The organism is Acetobacteroides hydrogenigenes, from assembly GCF_004340205.1.
GTDB lineage: Bacteria > Bacteroidota > Bacteroidia > Bacteroidales > ZOR0009 > Acetobacteroides > Acetobacteroides hydrogenigenes.
Map to the genome: position 1 here is coordinate 93339 of NZ_SLWB01000013.1, position 21403 is coordinate 114741.

At 46.6% G+C, this 21403-nt stretch carries 17 protein-coding genes; 5 read left to right on the plus strand and 12 right to left on the minus strand.

Annotation, left to right across the window (positions count from 1 at the left end):
• Positions 1 to 114: 114 nt before the first annotated feature.
• Both CLV25_RS12440 and pta read right to left on the minus strand, forming a co-directional pair.
• On the minus strand, positions 115 to 1323 hold the full coding sequence (locus CLV25_RS12440) for an acetate/propionate family kinase (RefSeq protein WP_131839982.1): 1209 nt from the start codon (positions 1321 to 1323) through the stop codon (positions 115 to 117).
• Positions 1324 to 1355: 32 nt separating this feature from the next.
• Positions 1356 to 2357, minus strand: a complete 1002-nt coding sequence (gene pta, locus CLV25_RS12445; protein ID WP_131839983.1) for a phosphate acetyltransferase — start codon at positions 2355 to 2357, stop codon at positions 1356 to 1358.
• 242 nt (positions 2358 to 2599) lie between these two features.
• Here pta and CLV25_RS12450 point away from each other — a divergent pair, with 242 nt between their 5' ends.
• The 3 genes from CLV25_RS12450 to CLV25_RS12460 all read left to right on the plus strand — a co-directional run bounded on the left by CLV25_RS12450 (position 2600) and on the right by CLV25_RS12460 (position 6509).
• On the plus strand, positions 2600 to 5527 hold the full coding sequence (locus tag CLV25_RS12450) for an FAD-binding and (Fe-S)-binding domain-containing protein (protein ID WP_243649632.1): 2928 nt from the start codon (positions 2600 to 2602) through the stop codon (positions 5525 to 5527).
• Between the two features lie 39 nt (positions 5528 to 5566).
• Positions 5567 to 5917: a hypothetical protein gene (locus CLV25_RS12455; protein WP_131839984.1), complete on the plus strand. Its 351-nt coding sequence runs from the start codon at positions 5567 to 5569 to the stop codon at positions 5915 to 5917.
• A gap of 124 nt (positions 5918 to 6041) precedes the next feature.
• Positions 6042 to 6509 (plus strand): MaoC family dehydratase, encoded by a 468-nt coding sequence (locus tag CLV25_RS12460; RefSeq protein WP_131839985.1) that lies wholly within the window; start codon positions 6042 to 6044, stop codon positions 6507 to 6509.
• A 269-nt stretch (positions 6510 to 6778) separates the two neighbouring features.
• Here the strand turns inward: CLV25_RS12460 and CLV25_RS12465 are convergent, their stop codons facing one another.
• The 5 genes from CLV25_RS12465 to CLV25_RS12485 all read right to left on the minus strand — a co-directional run bounded on the left by CLV25_RS12465 (position 6779) and on the right by CLV25_RS12485 (position 14244).
• A complete protein-coding gene (locus CLV25_RS12465; protein ID WP_131839986.1) occupies positions 6779 to 8953 on the minus strand; it encodes a DUF4954 family protein in 2175 nt (724 codons plus the stop codon).
• 1 nt (position 8954) lies between these two features.
• Positions 8955 to 10793 (minus strand): glutamine--fructose-6-phosphate transaminase (isomerizing), encoded by a 1839-nt coding sequence (gene glmS, locus CLV25_RS12470; RefSeq protein ID WP_131839987.1) that lies wholly within the window; start codon positions 10791 to 10793, stop codon positions 8955 to 8957.
• A 265-nt stretch (positions 10794 to 11058) separates the two neighbouring features.
• The gene (locus tag CLV25_RS12475) at positions 11059 to 12582 is read right to left on the minus strand and encodes a DUF4301 family protein (RefSeq protein ID WP_131839988.1); all 1524 of its coding nucleotides are present in this window, start codon (positions 12580 to 12582) and stop codon (positions 11059 to 11061) included.
• A gap of 4 nt (positions 12583 to 12586) precedes the next feature.
• Complete coding sequence (locus CLV25_RS12480) at positions 12587 to 12976, minus strand: thioesterase family protein (RefSeq protein ID WP_131839989.1); 390 nt, start codon at positions 12974 to 12976, stop codon at positions 12587 to 12589.
• 80 nt (positions 12977 to 13056) lie between these two features.
• A complete protein-coding gene (locus CLV25_RS12485) occupies positions 13057 to 14244 on the minus strand; it encodes an FprA family A-type flavoprotein (protein ID WP_131839990.1) in 1188 nt (395 codons plus the stop codon).
• Between the two features lie 365 nt (positions 14245 to 14609).
• Here CLV25_RS12485 and CLV25_RS12490 point away from each other — a divergent pair, with 365 nt between their 5' ends.
• Complete coding sequence (locus CLV25_RS12490) at positions 14610 to 15704, plus strand: 6-phosphofructokinase (protein ID WP_207895669.1); 1095 nt, start codon at positions 14610 to 14612, stop codon at positions 15702 to 15704.
• 114 nt (positions 15705 to 15818) lie between these two features.
• Here the strand turns inward: CLV25_RS12490 and CLV25_RS12495 are convergent, their stop codons facing one another.
• From CLV25_RS12495 to CLV25_RS12515, 5 genes are all read right to left on the minus strand, one after another.
• Positions 15819 to 17195 (minus strand): MFS transporter, encoded by a 1377-nt coding sequence (locus tag CLV25_RS12495; RefSeq protein WP_131839991.1) that lies wholly within the window; start codon positions 17193 to 17195, stop codon positions 15819 to 15821.
• A 102-nt stretch (positions 17196 to 17297) separates the two neighbouring features.
• Positions 17298 to 17846 (minus strand): cysteine hydrolase family protein, encoded by a 549-nt coding sequence (locus CLV25_RS12500; RefSeq protein WP_131839992.1) that lies wholly within the window; start codon positions 17844 to 17846, stop codon positions 17298 to 17300.
• Positions 17847 to 18115: 269 nt separating this feature from the next.
• Positions 18116 to 18658: a lipocalin family protein gene (locus CLV25_RS12505; protein WP_131839993.1), complete on the minus strand. Its 543-nt coding sequence runs from the start codon at positions 18656 to 18658 to the stop codon at positions 18116 to 18118.
• 176 nt (positions 18659 to 18834) lie between these two features.
• Complete coding sequence (locus CLV25_RS12510) at positions 18835 to 19449, minus strand: peroxiredoxin family protein (protein ID WP_131839994.1); 615 nt, start codon at positions 19447 to 19449, stop codon at positions 18835 to 18837.
• Positions 19450 to 19498: 49 nt separating this feature from the next.
• A complete protein-coding gene (locus CLV25_RS12515) occupies positions 19499 to 20032 on the minus strand; it encodes a hypothetical protein (protein WP_131839995.1) in 534 nt (177 codons plus the stop codon).
• Between the two features lie 414 nt (positions 20033 to 20446).
• On the opposite strand from CLV25_RS12515, the gene CLV25_RS12520 reads away from it, so the two are divergent.
• The gene (locus CLV25_RS12520) at positions 20447 to 21175 is read left to right on the plus strand and encodes a hypothetical protein (RefSeq protein WP_131839996.1); all 729 of its coding nucleotides are present in this window, start codon (positions 20447 to 20449) and stop codon (positions 21173 to 21175) included.
• Positions 21176 to 21403: the final 228 nt, after the last annotated feature.

Sequence of the window (21403 nt, forward strand, 5' to 3'; positions counted from 1 at the left end):
ACCGTTTCCGCTATTTTGCGTTTCAATTTCTCACAAAAATAACACATTTTATTATAAACAAAAAGGAGGAGCATCTTTTTGCTCCTCCTTTTATAAATAAAGAGTATTAAGCGCCTAGTTTTTAACCAAGTTCATGGTATCGGTAGCAATTACAAGCTCCTCGTTGGTGGTGCATACCATAACCTTAACGCGAGAGATCTCCTTCGAAAGAACCTTATCCTGACCGCGTACGCCACGGTTTGCATCAGAATCGAAGTGAACGCCCATAAAGGCAAGATGGGTTCCGATAAACTCACGAAGAGCACAATCGTTTTCCCCAACCCCACCGGTAAATATGATTAAGTCTACCCCACCTAAGGTTGCTGCGAATCCGCCAATAAACTTAAGGATACGGTAGTAGTACATATCAATGGCAAGCTGTGCGCGCTCGTTGCCTTCTTGTGCCGCAATTTCCAAGTCGCGCATATCCGAGGTTAATCCCGAGATACCTTTAACTCCACTCTTCTTATTAACAAGATCATTAATGCCTTGAAGATCCATGTTCTCCTTCTCTGCAAGGTAAAGGAGCACTCCTGCATCAACGCTACCACTTCGCGTTCCCATCATAAGGCCATCTACAGGAGTAAAGCCCATAGAGGTATCTACCGATTTGCCATTGTTGATAGCGGTAATAGAAGCACCATTACCAAGGTGACAGGTAATAATCTTACTATTATTGAAGTTCATGCCAAGAAGGTTGCATGCCTTTTGAGCAACATACTTGTGGCTTGTTCCGTGAAATCCGTAACGGCGAATACCATACTTTTGGTAGTACTCGTAAGGAATTGGATACAGGTACGAGCAAGCTGGCATCGATTGATGGAACGAGGTATCAAATACAGCAACTTGAGGAATTCCGGGAAGCAAGGCTTCCATAGCTTCAATTCCTTTTAGGTTAGCTGGATTGTGAAGAGGTGCTAGTTCAATAAGATCAGCAATGCCCTTTTTTACCTTTTCATCCACTAATACACTACTCTTAAAGAGCTCGCCACCATGTGCTACGCGGTGCCCTACAGCCTGAATCTCCTTAATATTCTTAATTACACCATGCTCTTCGTCAACAAGAGCCTTAAGGATTAGGTTAATACCAACAACATGGTCGTTGATTGGCTGGGTAACTTTATATTTCTCCTTCCCTGCTGGCTTATGCGTAAGCATTCCGTCTGCCAACCCAATTCTCTCTATTAAACCGACTGCCATAACATTGTTTTGATTCTCATCAATCATATCGAGCAGTTGGTACTTTACGGATGAGCTTCCGCAATTCAATACAAGTACAATCATTTTTTTATGTGTGTGTGTGATTTAGTTATAACCTACTTTCCTGCTGCTTGGTTCGCTGTAATGGCAACAAGATTCACGATATCGTCTACAGAGCAACCGCGCGACAAATCGTTGATTGGAGCGGCCATTCCCTGAAGCACTGGACCAACGGCTTCGGCCTTTGCAAGGCGTTGAACCAGCTTATAGGCGATATTACCGGTTTCGAGGGTTGGGAATACGAGTACGTTTGCATGCCCGGCAATTTGGCTACCGGGAGCTTTGCTTGCACCAATAGCTTCTACAATTGCTGCATCGGCCTGTAGTTCGCCATCAATCAACATATCGGGTGCCATCTCTTTGGCAAGACGGGTAGCCTCGGCTACCTTATCAACCATTTCATGCTTGGCGCTTCCTTTGGTCGAGAAGCTTAGCATAGCAATTTTGGGCTCGAAGCCAGCAATTGCACGGGTAGTTTTACCGGTAGCAACAGCAATTTCAGCAAGTTCGCTGGCGGTTGGATTTGGGTGAACGGCGCAATCGGCAAAAACCATGATGCCGTCGTTACCGTAATCCTTATCCTTAAGAATCATAATAAATGCACCGGAAACAACGCTAATTCCGGGCATCGTTTTTACGTATTGAAATGCAGGACGAAGAACATCTCCAGTGGTATTAGCAGCACCAGCCACCTCGCCATCGGCATCGCCGCACTTAATCATCAGCGTTCCTAGGTAGAGCGGATCAAGAATCAGCTTTTCAGCCTGCTCTTTGGTTAGCCCCTTGCTTTGGCGGATTTCCAGCATAACCCGTACATACTCGTCTTTCTTCGGGTTGTTGCAAGGGTCTACAATCTCTGCTTTTGAAATGTTTTGAAGGCCATTCTCAGCTGCCAACTTCGAAATTTCTTGTGGATTTCCGATAAGAATGGGCTTTGCGATTCCTTCTTGAATAAGAATATCAGCAGCCTTCAGGGTTCTTATTTCAGTACCTTCTGGAAGGACAATTCGCTTGCCGTGTTTTTTGGCATTGTCCTTTATTTTCTGGATTAAATCCATTGTTTTACTGATGGTTAAAGATGTGAACAAAATGATTCTCAAAATTAGATTAAAAATCCTACCAACTCTAATTTTTAACATTATTTCTTACCATCATACTAAACACAAAAACAACACATTACAAACAAACGGTAAAATTTCTTCTGTGTTATTACATTCACAATAAAGTATTTACAAAATCACAGATTTCAGCCTCATTCCTTGATCGATTTTTAATACTTTTAGCCCCAAATTTTCTATTAATGAAATCGTTGATGATATCCGAAACCATAAACGAGATTGCCAACACCTTTGCCGGCGAAATCAGCACAGATTCTACCCAACTCTGCATATACTCCACTGATGCCTCGGCATATAGCGAACGTCCGCTAGCCGTGATTTGGCCTAAAGATCGCACTGATCTTATTACGGCTGTCCAATTTGCCGCGAAGCATAAGATTCCGCTCATTCCCCGCACGGCAGGCACCTCGTTGGCCGGACAGGTTGTAGGAAAGGGTATCATCGTAGATATTTCGAAGCACATGACCTCTATTTTGGAGGTGAACACCGAAGAGCATTGGGTTCGCGTTCAACCTGGGGTGATTTTGGACGAGCTGAACATGGCCATGAAGGAGCATGGGCTCTTCTTCGGACCCGAAACATCGACGGCCAACCGATGCATGATGGGCGGTATGATTGGCAACAACTCGTGCGGCTCGCACTCCATTATATATGGTAGCACGCGCGACCACCTGCTGGAGGTTAAGATGGTGCTCTCCGATGGTAGCGAGGCCCACTTTAAGCCCCTAACCCGTCAGGAGCTATCGCAAAAGCTTACGCTGGAAGGTGTAGAGGGCAACATCTACCGTAAGCTGTACGAGATTCTTTCGGACTCCAATAATATAAAGGAAATACAGGAGCAGTTCCCCGAGCCAGCGCTGAAGCGCCGAAACTCGGGCTACGCGCTGGATCTCTTAGCCAACAGCGAGGTATTTAGCCAGTCGGACGAGAAGCTGAACATCTGCCAGCTGATTGCAGGCTCGGAGGGTACGCTGGGCATCATCACCGAGGCGAAGCTGAACCTGGTGCCGCTGCCACCAAAGGAGAAGGCGGTGGTGTGCATCCACCTAAACAACCTCGAGGAGGCGTTTAGGGCCAACCTCATCGCCCTAAAGTTTGGGCCTACGGCCGTGGAGCTGATGGATAGGAACATCCTCGACCTTACCAAAGATAACATTGAGCAGAGCCGCAACCGATTCTTCGTTGAAGGCGAGCCTGCTGCCATCCTTATAGTAGAGTTTGCCGAATCATCCAAAGAAATAGTAGAGCAGAAGTATGCCAGCCTTGTTGCGGAGATGCAGCAGGCTGGGTTTGGCTACCACTTCCCCATCGTTTGGGGGGCAGAGACCTCGAAGGTGTGGAGCCTGCGCAAGGCGGGACTCGGCGTGCTATCGAACATGAAGGGCGATGCCAAGCCGGTATCGGTTATCGAGGATACTGCTGTTAGTCCCGAGCGCCTTCCGGCCTACATGGCCGACTTTAAGCTCATCCTCAAAAAGTATGGGCTCGACTGCGTGTACCACGCGCACATCGGCAGCGGCGAGCTGCACCTCCGCCCCATTCTTAACCTAAAGGACGAAAAGGATGTGGCCCTGTTTAGGACCATCGCCACCGATGTGGCCCATCTGGTGAAGAAGCACCGCGGATCGCTGAGCGGCGAGCACGGCGATGGCCGCCTGCGCGGCGAGTTCATCCCCATTATGGTTGGCGAGCGCTGCTACCAGCTGATGAGGGAGGTGAAGGCCGCCTTCGATCCCGATAGCATCTTCAACCCAAATAAGATTGTAGATACCCCCACCATGAGCTCGCACCTGCGCTACACGCCGGGGGCAAAGGAGCGGAAGTTCGACACTATCTTCAGCTTTGCCGAGTCGGATGGCTTCCTGAGGGCGGCCGAGCGCTGCAACGGCTCGGGCGACTGCCGCAAGACGATCCTAAGCGGAGGGACGATGTGCCCGAGCTACATGGCCACCAAGGACGAGGATAAGACCACCCGCGCCCGCGCCAACATGCTGCGCGAGGTGCTTACCAGCAGCGACCGCCCCTTCGAGAGCCGCGAGCTGTACGACATCCTCAGCCTGTGCCTGTCGTGCAAGGGGTGCAAGTCGGAATGCCCCTCGAGCGTGGACATGGCCAAGCTGAAGGCCGAATTCCTGCAGCACTACTACGACCAAAACAGCATCCCGCTGCGCACACGGCTGATCGCCTACATCACCTATATATATAAGGTAGGAAGCATCGCCCCTGCAGTTACAAACTTCTTTATGGGCAGCAAGGCCATCGCCAAGCCCATCCAGCGAGCGCTCGGCTTTAGCGACAGGCGCACGCTGCCGCTGCTGCATCGCACAACGCTTGCGAAGTGGTTCAGGACAAATCAGCAGAAAGTAGTAGAACGCAAGGGGCGCGTGTACCTCTTCGGCGACGAGTTTACCCGCTACAACGACGTGGAGGTGGGCATCAAGGCCATTCTGCTGCTCCAGGGGTTGGGCTACGAGGTGATCATCCCGCGGCACGGCGAGAGCGGCCGAACCTACATCTCCAAGGGGCTCATCCGAACCGCCAAGCGCATTGCCAACCGCAACATCGAGCAGCTTAGCCCGCTGGTAGGCGATGAAACACCGCTTATTGGCATCGAGCCATCGGCCATCCTCTCGTTTAGGGACGAGTACCCCGACTTGGCCACCCCCGAGAATCTCGGCAAGGCTAGGGAACTTGCCCGCAACACCCTTCTTATTGATGAGTTCCTGATGCGCGAGATGCAGCGGGGCCGCATCACCAAGGAGCAGTTTAAGGAAGATGAGGTACAGGTGATCTTCCACGGCCACTGCCAGCAGAAGTCGATTGCCACCACTGCTGCCACCCGGTACGTGCTCGGCTTCCCCGAAGGATACACCGTAACGGAGATCCGCTCGGGCTGCTGCGGCATGGCCGGCTCATTTGGCTACGAGAGGGAGCACTACGACCTGTCGATGGCCATCGGCGAGCTGATGCTCTTCCCCACCGTGCGTCAGGCCGACAGCCACACGGTGGTTGCCGCCCCTGGCACCAGCTGCCGCCACCATATAAAGGATGGAACGGGCCGCACGGCGGTTCACCCCGTAGAGGTGCTGTACGATGCGCTGAGGAAGTAGGCGGAAGAATTACGATAAAAGGTCGAACGTTGATGCTTTTTGCCCCGATGTTCGGCCTTTTTTGCTGAAGCTTCAGCCTTTGACCTCGAAGCTTCGAGCTTCGACCCCGAAGCTTCAGCAAATTTTAGCGAAGCTTCGCACTTCGACCCCGAAGCTTCAGCAAATTTTGGTGAAGCTTCAGCCTCCGACCCTGAAGCTTCGGCTAATTTTAGTGAAGCTTCGTACTCCGACCTCGAAGCTTCGGCTAATTTTGGCGAAGCTTCGCACTCCGACCCCGAAGCTTCGGCATATTTTGGCGAAGCTTCAGCCTTTGACCCCGAAGATTCGGCAAGTTTTGGCGAAGTTTCAGCCTTCGACCCCGAAGCTTCGAGCTTTTCCCTTCAATGCTGATGCCTTGTTCCTAGAACTTCACCTCAAATCAATTAGCATCATTGCCGAATTGGCAGAATATGGAGCTGCAACTCCCGCCAATTTGAAGTATATTGCAGATCATTTCACAGAAAAAATAGTACCAATGGGTAAAGTAGTAATTAAGAGCTTCGACGAGCTCGAAAAGCTAGTGGGCCACGACCTCGGCATATCGGAGTGGCACCAGTTTACGCAGGAGCAGATCAACCTGTTTGCCGATGCCACCATCGACCACCAGTGGATTCATGTGGATGCGGAGAAGGCTAAAACCGAATCGCCCTTCGGCAACACCATCGCGCACGGCTACCTCACGCTATCGATTCTCCCCCACCTTTGGGATCAAATTGTAGATGTACAAAACCTCAAGATGCAGGTCAACTACGGCATCGAGAAGCTGAAGTTCAACCAGCCTGTGCTCGTAAACAGCCGCGTGCGCCTTTGCGCTAAGGTAATTAGCGCCGTAAACCTACGCGGGGTAACCAAGGCCACCATTGGCGTAAAGCTCGAGATAGAGGGCAACAAGAAATCGGCCTACGACGCCGAGGTGATCTTCCTCTACCACTTCAACAGCTAGTCGTTCATTTCAACGATACCACAAAGGCAGCCTCAGAGGATTCGAGAGCTGCCTTTTTCGTATCGTTAGCAATAATTGGTACGGAATCCTCCCTCGACTTCGCTCGGGGTGCACTCGACTTCGCTCGGGGAACAATTGACCTCGCCTAGGAGCGCTCAAATAGGGCAAAAAAGAGAAGGAGAAAGCCTCAAGCCCTCCCCTTCTCCCATTCAAAGGTTTATACAGTCCATATACGCCCACGGCTACAGCACGGTAGCCATTTTATTGCATCAAGCAGTATATTTTCTAACGAATAGCGATTCGATGTCGTTCAAGGTTTGCTGACAAACAGCCTCCGAGTGCGCTATAAAATCGTTATCGTTTATGCTGCCGATAACGGCATCCATCTCCTCCTGATTATCGTAAACGATCTTTCTAAACGGATCGTTGTAGTCCTTAAGCCGCGACTGAAAGACGCGCTCCTTTACCATTTGGGCAATAGCAACGCCCTCGTCGGCCAGCTGGAACAGCGATTCGAGGCTTAGCTTCTGCCCTATGATCTGCTCCATTGCATATTTGGCATAGCGAGCCTTATCGTAGATATAGGTATCGTCCTGCGAACGGTAGGCTGCATGAATCGCATCCCAGCTATTCAGCTCGTTCGATTTCACCCTATGCTTTAGCTCTTCGATAAATGAGCACCTGAATATCTGCCCGCCAACGTTCATCCAGCAACGGTCGATGCCATCGCTATCGAGCGAGAGAATACCCTCCAAACCAGCATTATTGGCCATCATGTAGTCGATAAACGATATCAGCGCGTAGTACTTCACCATCTCCCGATAGGCCATTACCGCCTGAACGGGCTTCTTTAAGAGTACCTTCCGCGATGATGCTTCGATACCCTCTGAGCTTATAAGTATTGACGCAGGATTGTAACCTTCGGCAATAGCCTTTTCAGCAATAGCCCGATGGTTATCCGTAGCACAAGGCTCCACCTCTTCGGCAATCCACCTATAAAGCTTGTCGAGCGCCACCAGTATTTCGGATACAGAATCGGGCGCTAGATAGCTGTACTCGAACTTCTGTCCAACCTCCCCACGCTTATCGCGCATTACGAATTTCCATGCATTACGCTCCAGCGCGTACATGTTGTAGCGCCACCAGTAGGCGGGAATTATTTCGAGGCGATTTTCCGACTCGTTGTTGCCCACCAGCGCAAATGGCAGATCAATATTTATTGAATGAAGGTAGTTTGCCTTGGTAAGCAAGGTGAACGATCCAAAACGGCTATTATGTTTAATGGTAGTAGATAGTCCAGCCCAAAATCCCCTTTTCGCAATGATTTCTCCATCGTTGGCCCTCGACGTATGGTTTGAACCAAGGGTTGCACCAGCAGCAATGTTGCTCTGCCCCTGCACGCACGAGGCAATAAGGAACGAGTTGTTATGGTGCTGCTCATGGCTAGGATAAATGAGGCTGTTAAGCACCTCGCAGCACGATATGGTCGAATTTTCTCCTAAAAAGGAGTTGATTAGGCGAGCTCCATACTTAAGCGACGAGTTAACGCCCATTACAAACCTTACAGCCTTAACTCCATAGAAAGCCTTACAGCCAGTTCCAATAATTCCGTTTACCAGCTCAACCCCCTCGCCAATTTGGGTTGGACTATCCTCTGTTGAGTTAATGGTTAGGTTCTTCAGCTTATTGGCCCCCTTAATGTAGGTGCAATCGCCGATGTTTACATCCTTTATGCTGCTGGTATTCTTGATGACACACCCCTTTCCTACCCTTCCGTAAAATCCTCGTTTAGAAGAGTAGGCATTCTCGGTAATCTCCTGAAATCGGCGCATCAATTCCTTATCATCGCGAAACTTTGACCACAAGTAGGCATCGCTGGTGAGCATTCCATCAAAGGGAAGCACCTTGCGCCCTCCATTCTCGTTGCAGATCTCCATCCATAAACGCTGGGCCTCGGTTTCTCCATCCTTGATGATGCCGTTGCCAAACTTTGACTTATTGGAGGTCTCCATCTCATCGATGTTAAACAGCATCGACTCGCTATCGAGGATGTAGTGAGACAGATACCCTACGTTATGAATGGCCACGTTGTCGCCAACATCGCTGGATATTATCATCGAATTGTATAGGCCAACGGGTAAGCGTAGGTCGTGGTACTCCAAGCACTGAGGCTCGAGCTTACCAATACGAACCAATCCGTAGAATATGCAGTTGCGAACCAATCCAGGATTAAAGGGATCGTCTACAAGCACGGTATCCCAGTTGTCCGACATGTTTCCGTTGCGTACCAGCATATCAACCTCCTGCCCCGTAAGCTTGCGGAAGCCGTTCTTTTCCTTCTGCTGATACCTGATGTAATGCTCATCCTTACCCTCGGGCAGGAACTCCTTATTGACAAAATCGTACCCCAGCAGCTGGGCATCAAAACGCTTAATGAATCCCATACTACTCTACGGTTACTGATTTGGCGAGATTTCTAGGCTGGTCGATGTTACACTCGCGCAGCTTGGCCACCTGATACGATAGCATTTGTAGCGGAATAATATTCAGTACTGGAGTGAAGATCTTATCCGTTTCTGGAATTTCGATGGTATAGTCGGCCATCTTGGCAATTGTCTTATCCCCTTCGGTAACCAGCGCAACTACTTTTCCTCCGCGCGATTTCACCTCCTGAATGTTGGAAACGATCTTTTCGTAGGTTTTATCCTTGGGTGCGATGAATACTACAAACATGTTCTCATCTATAAGCGCAATCGGACCATGCTTCATCTCTGCAGCAGGATAGCCTTCGGCATGGATATAGGTTATCTCCTTTAGCTTTAGAGCCCCCTCAAGCGCAATTGGGTAGTTTAGCCCACGTCCAAGGTATATCATGCTCGATGCGGTGCGGCATGCCGCAGAGATCTGCTCTACTGCCGTATAAGTATTCTTTAAGGTTTGCTCTATTTTATCAGGTATTTGATCAAATTCTTCAACCAGGTGCCTGTACTTTTCGTACTCAAGGCTCCCCTTTTCTTTGGCTATAAGCAGCGCCATCATATAGATGATAGCAAGCTGACCGGTAAACGCTTTGGTACTTGCAACACCAATTTCCACACCTACGTGGGTGTAAACTCCAGCATCAGTAAGGCGAGCAATAGAAGAACCTACAACATTGCATATTCCAAGCACCTTGGCCCCCTTCTTCTTTGCCTTTTCGAGAGCAACAATGGTATCAGCAGTTTCTCCAGACTGCGAAATACCCAGCACTACCGTTCGCTCAGTAATCACCACTTTACGGTAACGAAATTCCGATGCAAAATCGATATCAGTAGGGATACCGCAAAGGTCCTCGAATAGGTACTTTGCTACAAGTCCAGCATGGTACGAAGTACCACATGCTATAATTAGTATTCGCTTTGCGGATATAATCTCATCGATATAATCGCGAATACCCCCTAGCTTGATATATGCTTCTTCCGCCTTTAAGCGACCTCGAAGGCAATCCCTAAAAGTACGAGGCTGCTCCATTATCTCCTTAAGCATAAAGTGCTCGAAGCCTCCCTTTTCGATACTGGCAAGTTCGAAATCAAGTTCCTTTACGTATGGTTCTAGGAGGTTATTTTCGAGATCTATAAGCTTATAATTGGTTCCGTTAATAACCACCATCTCGTTATCCTTAGGGTAGATAACGCTCTGGGTATACTCAATAATTGGCGTTACATCCGATGCAATAACATACTCCCCGTCCCCTATTCCTACTGCCAAAGGGCTTCCCCTTCGCGCAGCAACCATTACAGCTGGCTCATCGACTGAGATAACGGCAATGGCAAATGCTCCGACTACACGACTCAAAGCCACGCGAACGGCTTCCTCTAGATTGCACCTTAGCTCGTTACGAATATCCTCAATGAAATGAACCAGAACTTCGGTATCAGTTTCGCTTTTAAAAACATGCCCCTTCTTAAGCAAATCGGCCTTTAAGGTGAGGTAGTTTTCAATAATCCCGTTATGAACTAGGGCTATTCTGCCATCGCCAGATGTATGCGGATGAGAATTGGCATCGCTAGGAATTCCATGAGTAGCCCAACGGGTATGGCCAATACCAATATGACCATCCAAATTGGTATTGCTCGCAAATTCTTCGAGATTTATTACTTTTCCCTTTTTCTTAATTATATTTATGCCGCCGTTAACCAATGCTATGCCGGCACTATCATAACCTCTATACTCTAAGCGTTTTAACCCTTTAATTATTACTGAGTAAGCATCTCTTACTCCAACATAAGCAACAATTCCACACATAGTTACCTAGATTTAAATCGAAGTGTTTAAAATCAATTTTGATTTTTACAACGCAAAAGTAGATTTTTTCGACTTAAATCAAGAGGGTACAACAAAAAACCATGCAACTATTTGCACTATTCGGTTTTAACCACTGATTTTCTGACATAAAAACATCAGCTATAAAACACTAATACACCTACCTCCTTAGTAAGCAAAAGCCTCTCTGATTGGAACAAATCTGAGAGGCTTAGCAATATAAACTCTTTACTGACAAAAAAACGCTTTACTGGTGTTCTGTTCGAAGAAGGTCATTAATTGACTTAACGGGATTAAACGTTACAAGCGGAACCTCTACAAACAGAGTTATCCAATTGCTCATGGCTCCATTCCAAAGCCCTGGAAGCTCCATTGCTTTTAGCTCACGACCATCTTTGCTCTTAATCGAGATAAAGCCCGTTTTAGGGTCGCGAAAATCCCTTAGATCGAACTTCTCTCCCTTATAATTCTTTACACCACACACCAAATCAACCGGATTAAAGTGTGTTGCCTCATCGAAGATTGCCTTCTGAGCCGGATTCTTCAGATCAATTTGAGAACTTTCTACAATTTGAAGCGAATAGTCCCCGTCAGAATTACGAGCCACAAATGGACCGCCACCAGGTTCACCCAAGTTCTTCACCATTCCACAAACGCGGATTGGCCTGTTAAGGAAGTTCTTAATGCAATCAGCCTTTTCGGTTTCATTCAGGCTATCGAGTTTGCTCAAATCGCCACCAAGTTTCTCAATCAGAAACGTACCATCGGTCAGCGCTTTATCATCACTAGCATTGCCATCAAGGGTACGCAATACAGCAAATGCTCTCTCCTGAACATCAACAAGCAGCCCTGCCAAAACCTTTTTATACTCAACAGTTGTTGGCTTCAGATTGTCAGGCACTACGTTATCTATATTCTTTACAAAAATGACATCGCCATCAATGTCATTCAGATTTTCGAGAAGTGCACCATGTCCTGCAGGACGGAATACTAGTTCACCATCGTTGCCTCGAAATGGAGTATTATCAAGATTTACTGCAATAGTATCTGTAGATGGCTTTTGAATGGAATAGTCTACAACGATAGCAACACCGTATTTCTTTTCAACAGCCTCTTTTGATTTTGCTACTTCAGCCTTAAAGCCTTCGAGATGATTAGGCGATACCGTAAAATGGATGCTAACGCTCGAATCTCGATTCTTTGCATATTCTGCACCTTCCACCAGATGTTCGGCAACTGCCTTACGAGCGCCATCATCATAAGCATGAAATTTCACAAGCCCTTTAGGAAGATTGCCGTAGTTTAATCCTTGTTCTCCAAGAATAAGCGATAAAACTACAGCGCAATTGGCAGATGAAAGATCACCCAGAGAAATCCCCTTAGCGGCAGATACTTCTTTTAGTTCCGAATAAAAAGCAAATTTTCCCAAATTGTCAAAAACCTGTTTTACATCCTTTAAACGTTCAAAAACAGACTCTTTAGACTCTCCGTTTTCAAAAAGATCTTTTGCCTCATACAACGACTTAAACATACGAGTTGCAGCACCTGATGCTGGAACAAACTTCACCCGTTTTCCTCCAAAGTTTTCGTACTTTTCAATCAAGTACGCCTTTTGGGTATCTTCAACTTGCATAATACCAGTAGGCACAGTTGCGGGGGCTTTTAACTCTAAAAAAGGGAAACCGCTCTCGAACTGTTTAAGCTGGTTTTCAATAACTGCCACATCAAATCCTAATGCCTCAATTTCTTGCCTATCCTTACTAGAGATCATACTACTATTTTTTAGTTAACTTAGCCATAAACTTTTCCGTATCGATAATAAATCTAGAATGAACACCTTTCCCTATAACACCCTCCTCATCTTCAGCTACGATTTCGAAGGTTAACTTTTTCCCATCAACATTCACAAGGCTTGCTGTAGCTTTTACCTCCATTCCGATTGGAGTTGCCTTTACGTGTGTTGTTGAAATCTCTATGCCAACGGTGTTAAAGCCTTCGGGTAAATGGCTAGCAACCGCCATTAATGCTGCATTTTCCATAAGAGCAACCAATGCAGGTGTAGCAAATACATCAATAAGCCCAGAGCCATATCGAGAAGCGGCATCGTCAATCGTAACTTTCTTTTTTGAAGTATAGGACAATCCTACCGGTAGGTTAAATTCCATTATTTCAACTATTAAAGGTTTTAAACAAAAATAAAAAAAAGGAGGCTGCAGCCTCCTTTCTATATGCTAATTAATCGAAATTACTTAAGTCTTTCGGCCATTGCAACCGCCAGTTCATCGCATTGCGCATACTTTTCTTCTGTCGGAATGCCATATATTTCAGCAGGTTTCGAAACTAAGTTCCAGCCAATGGATTCTTGGAACTTTTGAAGATTCTTGACGCCTCCACCATTCCAACTGTACGAACCAAAAATTCCTAGTTCGCGATCCTTTACACCCATATGCTCAAGTTCTCTGGTTAGCTGTTCCAACAATGGAAACATCTGACTGTTGTAGGCGCAGCTACCAAGAATAACCCCCTTATATCTCCATATTTCGTTGATTAAGGTAGAAATATGCGTTTTCGACACGTCGTGAATACGAATCTTTTTCACGCCTTGCTCTGCAATCTTACGAGCAATACGATCAGCAACTTGCTCGGTATTACCGTACATCGAAGCATAAATAATCACAACGCCATCTTCGGCTTCCATTTTGCTCCACTTATCGTAAAGGCCAAGAACAACTTCAGGATTGCTTCTCCATACCGGTCCGTGTACTGGGCATACCGACTTAACGGGAACACCTTCCAACTTTTTGAATGCTTTTTGCACCATATTGGCGTACTTCCCCACAATGTTAGAGAAGTAGCGGCGCATATCTTCTTCATAGTAGGTAAAGTCGATCTCATCATCAAAAACGTTTCCATCAAGAGTTCCAAAGCTACCAAAAGCATCACCAGAAAAAAGAACCTGTTCAGTAGCATCGTACGTCATCATTGTTTCTGGCCAATGAACCCAAGGCGTCATTACAAACTTCAACTTATGATACCCAAGCGAAAGTTCGTCGCCATCTTCTACCTGCTTGAGGTTGGCAAGAGCACCCCAGTAGGCTTCTACAACCTTAAATGTTTTTGAATTACCTATAATCTGGACATTAGGATATCTCTTCAAAATGTCCTTAACTTCCCCAGTATGGTCAAGTTCCATATGGTTTATTATAAGATAATCCAAAGGTCTATCACCTAGCAGCTGTTCTACCTTTTCAATAAAATCTCCGGCAACACCCGATTCAATAGTATCCACAAGTGCTGTCTTTTCGTCGTTAATGAGGTAGCAATTATAAGCAACCCCATTAGGTAGCGGCCAAATATTTTCGAAAAGATGCTTTTTACGATCGTTGGCTCCCAGCCAGTAAATTTTTCCTGCAACTTTTAAAGGACTCAACATGTTCACTTAGTTTTTAGGGTAAATTAGCACACAAATATACCTCTAAGGGCCCTTATTCTGGGCATAAAAACTGAGAAATGTTAACATTCGGCAAATTTTAATTTTTGACCACTAAAAAAAGACCGAAATAAGATACTGAATTACAAACAATTTAAAGAATACTGTAAAAATTTGCTACAAATAAGAATAAAGAGAGATTATTTACAGTCATATAGCATTTCTTGGATGGAAGATTTTAGAATCTAACAAGATATTTTCTATTTTTGGGACGAATAAAATTGGAATATAGAAATCACGAAACTTGTATGCTCTAGCTATTAATTCACAAAGAATTAGAGCGTGCAAAGTTATAAAGATGACATCAAATGAAGAGAGTTATGGTTGTTACCGGGGGAGGCGACTGCCCTGGATTAAATGCGGTGATCCGCGCCATTGTAAAAAGAGCAGCACAAGAAAAGGATTGGGAAGTTGTAGGCTGCATTCAAGCCTATGATGGAATCCTCAGAGAACCCACCGAGATTAAGGTTCTTGACGAAAAATCGGTTGCAGGTATTCACGTTCAAGGGGGTACAATTATTGGCACCACCAACAAAGGAGGCCCATTCGCTTGGCCTGTAAAGAATTCCGACGGAACATATTCTTTTGTTGATCGATCTGACGAAATGATTCGCAAAATCCAGTACTTAGGTATTGATGCAGTTATTTCTATCGGAGGAGATGGTTCGCAAAAGATTTCTCAACTACTTTTCGAAAAAGGACTTAACGTAGTTGGTGTTCCTAAAACCATCGATAACGACCTATCGGCTACCGACTATACTTTTGGATTCCAAACTGCGGTTCAAATTGCCTCGGAAGGTATCGACCGTTTGGTTACTACAGCAGCATCGCACAACCGTGTGCTTATCATGGAGGTTATGGGACGTAATGCAGGTTGGATTGCGCTACACGCCGCCATTGCCGGAGGTGCCGACGTTTGTCTTATTCCTGAAATTCCTTACGATATCAATAAGGTTGCCGAGAAGATTAATGCTCGCTACAATAGAGGTAGAGGCTTTGCCATCGTAGTAGTTGCCGAAGGTGCAATGCCTAAAGATGGTACGCTGGTGTTTGAAAAGTCTGACGAAATTGGTTACGAAAACCTACGTCTTGGAGGTGTTGCCTCTAAGCTGATGAAAGAGCTAAAAGCCGCAGGTGTAGAAGCCGATATGCGTGAAACCGTTCTTGGTCACCTTCAACGAGGAGGATCTCCTGTTGCCTATGACCGCATTCTGGCAACCCAATTTGGCGTTAAGGCATTCGAATTGGTTCTCGAAGGCAAGTTCGGACAAATGGTAGCTTACCGTCACCCCGATATTATTGGAGTACCATTCCTTGAGGCTATTGACCGTCCTAACTTCGTTCAGCCCGATAGCGCTCTTGTATCGGCTGGCAAAGGCATCGGAATTTCTTTCGGAGAGTAAATTCTCTCAAACAAACATAAAAGTAAAAAGGGAACGAAATTCGTTCCCTTTTTACTTTTCATCATGACTTAATTTCTAACAATCATTGCACATCAACAATTGCTGTAAATGCTATCAATGCTTCCGTCGTGCCAACGATGCGAACACACCTAATGTACAAAGCCCCGCAAACAGCACAAAGGAAACCTGTACGCTTTTTAAAAAGACAGCCTTATTGGCTGAGATATCGGTTGCCGACCCAATGTAAAGGTGTATTAGCAACGTGGCGATCCCCATGCTAAGCATCTGTCCTGTTAGGCGCATGGTGCTAACAGTTGCAGAGGCAATGCCCAGGTAGCGCTTTTCGACGGCACCCATAATCGAATTCGTATTGGGCGACGAGAAAACGCCAAACCCCATCCCTAAAATCATTAAACAAAAAATTATATAGCCATTCTTTGTTGAACCATCAATAATGGTGAGCATAAACAGCCCTAACACAATTATTGCCATCCCAATTGATGAGAGGACATTGGAGCTATACCTATCGGACAGCCGACCCGAAAAAGATGCGAATAAGGTCATCACCACAGGCTGAGTAACCAGTAGCATTCCAGCATCTCTTGGGGGCAATCCCTTTATGTATTGCAGAAAAAGGCTCAACAAGAAGCCTATTGCAAAGGTAGCCGCATAGTTTATCAGGGCTGCCAAATTCGAAAGGGCAAACACCCGATTATTCCTAAAGAGCGAGATGCTCAACACCGGAGATTCTACACGAAGTTCAACCAGTACGAAAACGACCAAGCCAACTACTCCTATAGCAGTAATGACAATGGCCAACGGATCGGGCAGTCTGGTAAAGCCCACCATAAGCATGCTCATAAATACAACGTAGATTACCGATCCTTTAAAATCGAACTTCTCGCCTTTTGCCTCAGCCCACTCTGCCTTTAGGTACCGTAGCGTAGCTGCTATGACAAAAATGGACACCGGGATTGTAGTGTAAAATAAGTTTCTCCACCCCAGATATTGGGTAAGCACACCACCCAAAACTGGAGCAACCGATAGCCCTAAGTATACCGATGAAACCGCAATGCCAATTGCTTTCCCCCTTTCGTACGGTGGGAAAGCAGAGGTGATTAGAGCCATCGATGTTCCAAATACCATTGATGCCCCAATTCCCTGTACTACCCTTGATGCTAAAAGCATCGGTGCAGAAAAGGAAATGGCGCAGAGTATCGATGCAAGCGTTAAGATGATGTTGCCTATAAAGAAAACGCGCTTTCGACCCACTATGTCGGCAACCTTGCCCATTGGCACCAGGAATACCGCCGACGATAGGAGAAAGCTCATGCTTACCCAGCTCATGGCAATAGCATCCATGCCTAAGCTTTCCGAAATTTTTGGTAATGCAATATTTACTGCCGCTCCAAGAAATGGATTCATGAAGGAGGTTAAAACGACCAGCAGTAGTAGAATATTTCTATTGTACGAAGACTCGTGTGCCTGCATGCTAGCAATTTTGCTGATGTCGCCTAATAGGGAAACGACATAAATCTCTAAACCTTATAAGCCTAGCAACGATAGAGCAATTGCTGGTTTACTAATTAGAACCTACCGCTCTTCGATATATTGCTTTGCGGTTTTAACCGTAGAATAGAAGTAGCTTAATGCGGCTAAAAAGCTTTTCTGAACTTCGTTTGCCGCTACCGATTGACCGTTTACTTCTAGCGTCCTTGTAGCACAAGCATCGCCAATTACCGTACAGCTAAAGCCAAAATCCTTTGCGGCACGGGTTGTTGCATCAACGCACATGTGCGTCATCATTCCACAAATAACAACATCGGTTATGCCCTCTGCTTTCAAATGGCCAAGCAGGTCGGTTTCCCTAAAGCTGTTGGGGTAGTGCTTTACGACAACCTTTTCGCCATCCATTGGGCTTACACCCTTATATATCTCGGCTCCCTCTGTATTAGGAAGAAAGAACGTTGCGGTTGGCGATGTGGCAATATGCTGTACGTGAGCTATGGGTAGTCCTTTAGAACGAAACATATCCAACACCAAACGAGCATTCTCAGCCGCCCTATCGGCTCCTACTAGAGCCATCTTTCCTCCTTCAAAATAGTCATTTTGAACGTCGATTATCAACAATGCTTCTTTCATACTTTTCTACGTATTTGCATTCAATTGTAGCGTAACATCCTACTTAAAAATACAGAATCTCCCATTCCCCACCTACCTGAAGGAGCATATAGGGTTGTAAGCAGGAGTGCATGCAAGGTAGCATCTTTTAGCCTAAGCTGCATGGGCTAGGTGCAATTTAGGTGCAGCTGCTCATTATTGCAGCTTGGCTGTTCTTTCCGTAAGAAGTAGACTATAAGCACCTGTTTGGCAACCTAAACCTCAATATATTTTCAACAAGCGTTTTTTGTTTACTTAGCAACACCATGTTCAACCCATACCAGCTCCGAAATTTTATACCCTAAGCTGTCCGCCAAATGCAAATAGCGCTGCTTTATATCGTCGGGGATTGTGGTCTCGCGCGAAAGAATCCAAAGGTACTTCAAGCTTTTCCCTGCAACAAGCGCATACCGGTATTCGCTATCCAATGCGATAACGTTGTAGCCCGAATAGAAAGGCCCAAAAAACGACACTTTAAGCATCGCTACGCTGGGGTCGCCAACAGGCTTCGCCTTTCCAATAGCCTGCTTCCACTCTTTCGTGATGTAGTTATACCCCCTATTGTCAACGCGTATGCTCCCATCCTCATTTAGCGAGTAAGCTGCTGTGGTGTTATTCAGGTTGCGCTCATACTTAAAATCCAGCCGAGCGATTTCGTACCACTTCCCTAAATATCGGTTTACATCAAAAGGGCTAACAGCCTTAGCTCCTTCGGGAATTGTCGAGCACGATCCGAGTGAGAATACGCCTACAATTCCCATCAATACGCCTTTAAGCAATCGTCCATCTACCATCGGTTTGTTCTTTTTTTGATTAGCGGTTTGGCCTTATTCTTGAACTCGTATAACCTAAAAACAGCGCTAATGTTTAGGCTCTTCTCGGATTATAAAAAGCTTCAATCAGTCCCTAACATGCAAAATGGCAGCCTACAGCCGCCATCCCTATTATATGCCCCTACTCGCTTCCAATGCTACTTCAGCAGCTCCTCTACCTTCTTAACAATCTCGTCGAGGGCGTTACCCCTTACTAGCACAACCTTACCGTTTTGGTCGATGATAAAGTTGCGCGGAATATACTGCTTGGCGTATAGCGAGTAAATTGCCTTGGTGGGATCGATGCCAACCGGAAAGTCGATTCCCTTTTCCTTTAAGCTCTTCATCTTGCTCTCCACCACCTCGCGCTTTTCGCCACGCGATATGGGAAGAAGCACAAAGTTCTTTCCCTCGAAATGCTTCACGATCTTCTCGGGAATCTCCTTAAACTCCTCCATGCATGGCCCGCACCAGGTAGCCCAAAAGTTGAGCATTACCACCTTACCCCTCAAATCCGACAGCTTTACCGTTTTCCCGTCGAGCATCTCTACCGTAAAATCGGGGGCCATATCGCCTTCGTGGACGAGCGTTGTTTCGGCATACAGCTTATCCACCTGGGCCGCTACGGCCTTACGCTTAGCTTCCTGATCTTCCTTTGTGGGCTTTGCCGCATTCTGGGCCTGCACCAGGCCGCTTTGTGCTACAAGTACTACGGCTGCAAAAGCAATTAGCGCTAGCTTTATGCCCGATATACTACTGTTGATCGCTACCATTCTATTTTCAATTTTTGCCGCTAAGATATCCTTTTAATCCAATCGAACGCTAGCTGGCGCTTGCCAATCCTTCTACCAACAATTTCAGACGTTTTGCATCCTGTTCCACCTTACGGTTACCGGTCGAAATGGGGATAAACACCATTACTGCTTCCTGGTTGACATCCTTGAATTTAATACAGTAGCCAACGCCCCTGCTCCAAAGCGAAAGCGTTGTTCGCATCTTAATAACCCCCTCTTCGCCATCAGCGAAGGTAACCACGTAGCGCGCTCTACAGATTTCCTCCAAATTGGTAAAGGTAATGGCACCATTTTCGTTAGAAACGCGTTCCTCCCTTTTTTCAAAAAACGTTGGTTCCTCCACGATTTCCGACTCAAGATACCTCAGCTTTGGCATCACCACCTGCGATAGTCCAGCGTAGGAGCCCAGCGCAGGTAGCACCCCCCAACCAAGCGCCGACAGCATAATCGCAACGATCTCCACCTGGTCTCCCGAAAAGTAGTCGAGCAAGCATTTGCCAAGCACGTAGGTAAACCAGTAAACCATAAATAGCAGGGTTAGCATCTTTCTAAGCTCTTTCATTCTTCATATCATTTTGGAATGCAGATCCTAATCGAAATCCACCCCACCCGACCGGGTGCCAGAAAAACGCGTATACATTATCTTTTGGGCGATGATTATAAAATAGGATTCAGCCGACAAGGTAGCAGCTTTTAGCTAACGTTGTACCTAAAAGGGGCAATTTTTACTAAAAAAGTTCCCAAAGCACATTTTTTTTCGGTTCCAACAGGCACCATCAGCTTTAGGCAGAGCAGCCCCGAAAGCCGCATACCGCCTAGCTTTCTGCACATTACCACCTAAGCCTATCGAGCATTTGCCGCTTAGCGAAAAACCCTTAGCGTAATTTTTTTTCAAGAATCGAGAATCAATTAATTAACTATTTTTATATCTTTAAAACCGGTAAACCTATTGTAAAACAAAAAAACGTCATTAACCATGTCTGAAAGATTGTTTAGAGGAACAACCTCACAAATGCTGCTTGCCTGCTTGTACATTGCCGAAAGAGGAATCGAAAACGTAGCCCTGCTCAGCGCCCAGCGCTCGCAGTGGGCCGATCCCTACTTCCCCAACCTCAAGATTAGGATCACCAAGGCATTCGACGAAAACGTGGGCGTAGACATCCTTCACCAGCTAAAGGAGGCAACCGCTACCGTTACCGGCACCGTACAGTCGGCCCATCGCTCGCTCATGAACCTTAAGGCCGAGATCGAGGTAGGCTTCAAGGGGAACCCAGTACGCAAGGACACCCTCTTCACCCAGCTTGGTCTCAACAAGCTCTCTACCCACACCAACTCGCAGGAAAGCTACGTAACCGTGCTCACAATCCTAAAGGCCAACCTAACGCCCACCGTCAAAGCCGAGCTGGTACAGGCCGGCGCCAGCGCCAGCAACATCGATACGCTGCTTGCCCAGGCAACGCTGCTCATCGAGGCCAACAACGTTCAGGAAAACCTTAAGACCAACCGCAAAACGGGCAACAAGGCCAACCTCGATGCGCTAAACGCCATCCACGACGAGGTTAGCGACATCTGCAAGCTGGTGAACACCTACTTTGTTGGCAACAAGATGCTGCTCGACCAGTTTAACTTCACCAATGCGCTCAAGCTGCAGGGCTACGTTCCAAGCCCCCGAAAGAAGAACGACACCCCTCCTGCCACCAAGTAGGAGCAGCCATAAATCGCGTAGCGGCTACCCACAACGGTAGCCGCTACGCTTTTAGAGCATACAGCTTGGCGGACTTTATGGGGCGATACGCCAGCCCCGAAGAATACTACGCTGTGCGTATAGCGCGTTACGCGAGACTGTTCATGCAACTGTGTCTGCAAAATGATAACGTTAACTTTGCAGACAATGGAAGAGAAAGAAAAAGCAGCGAGCTTCAGCTACGAGGAT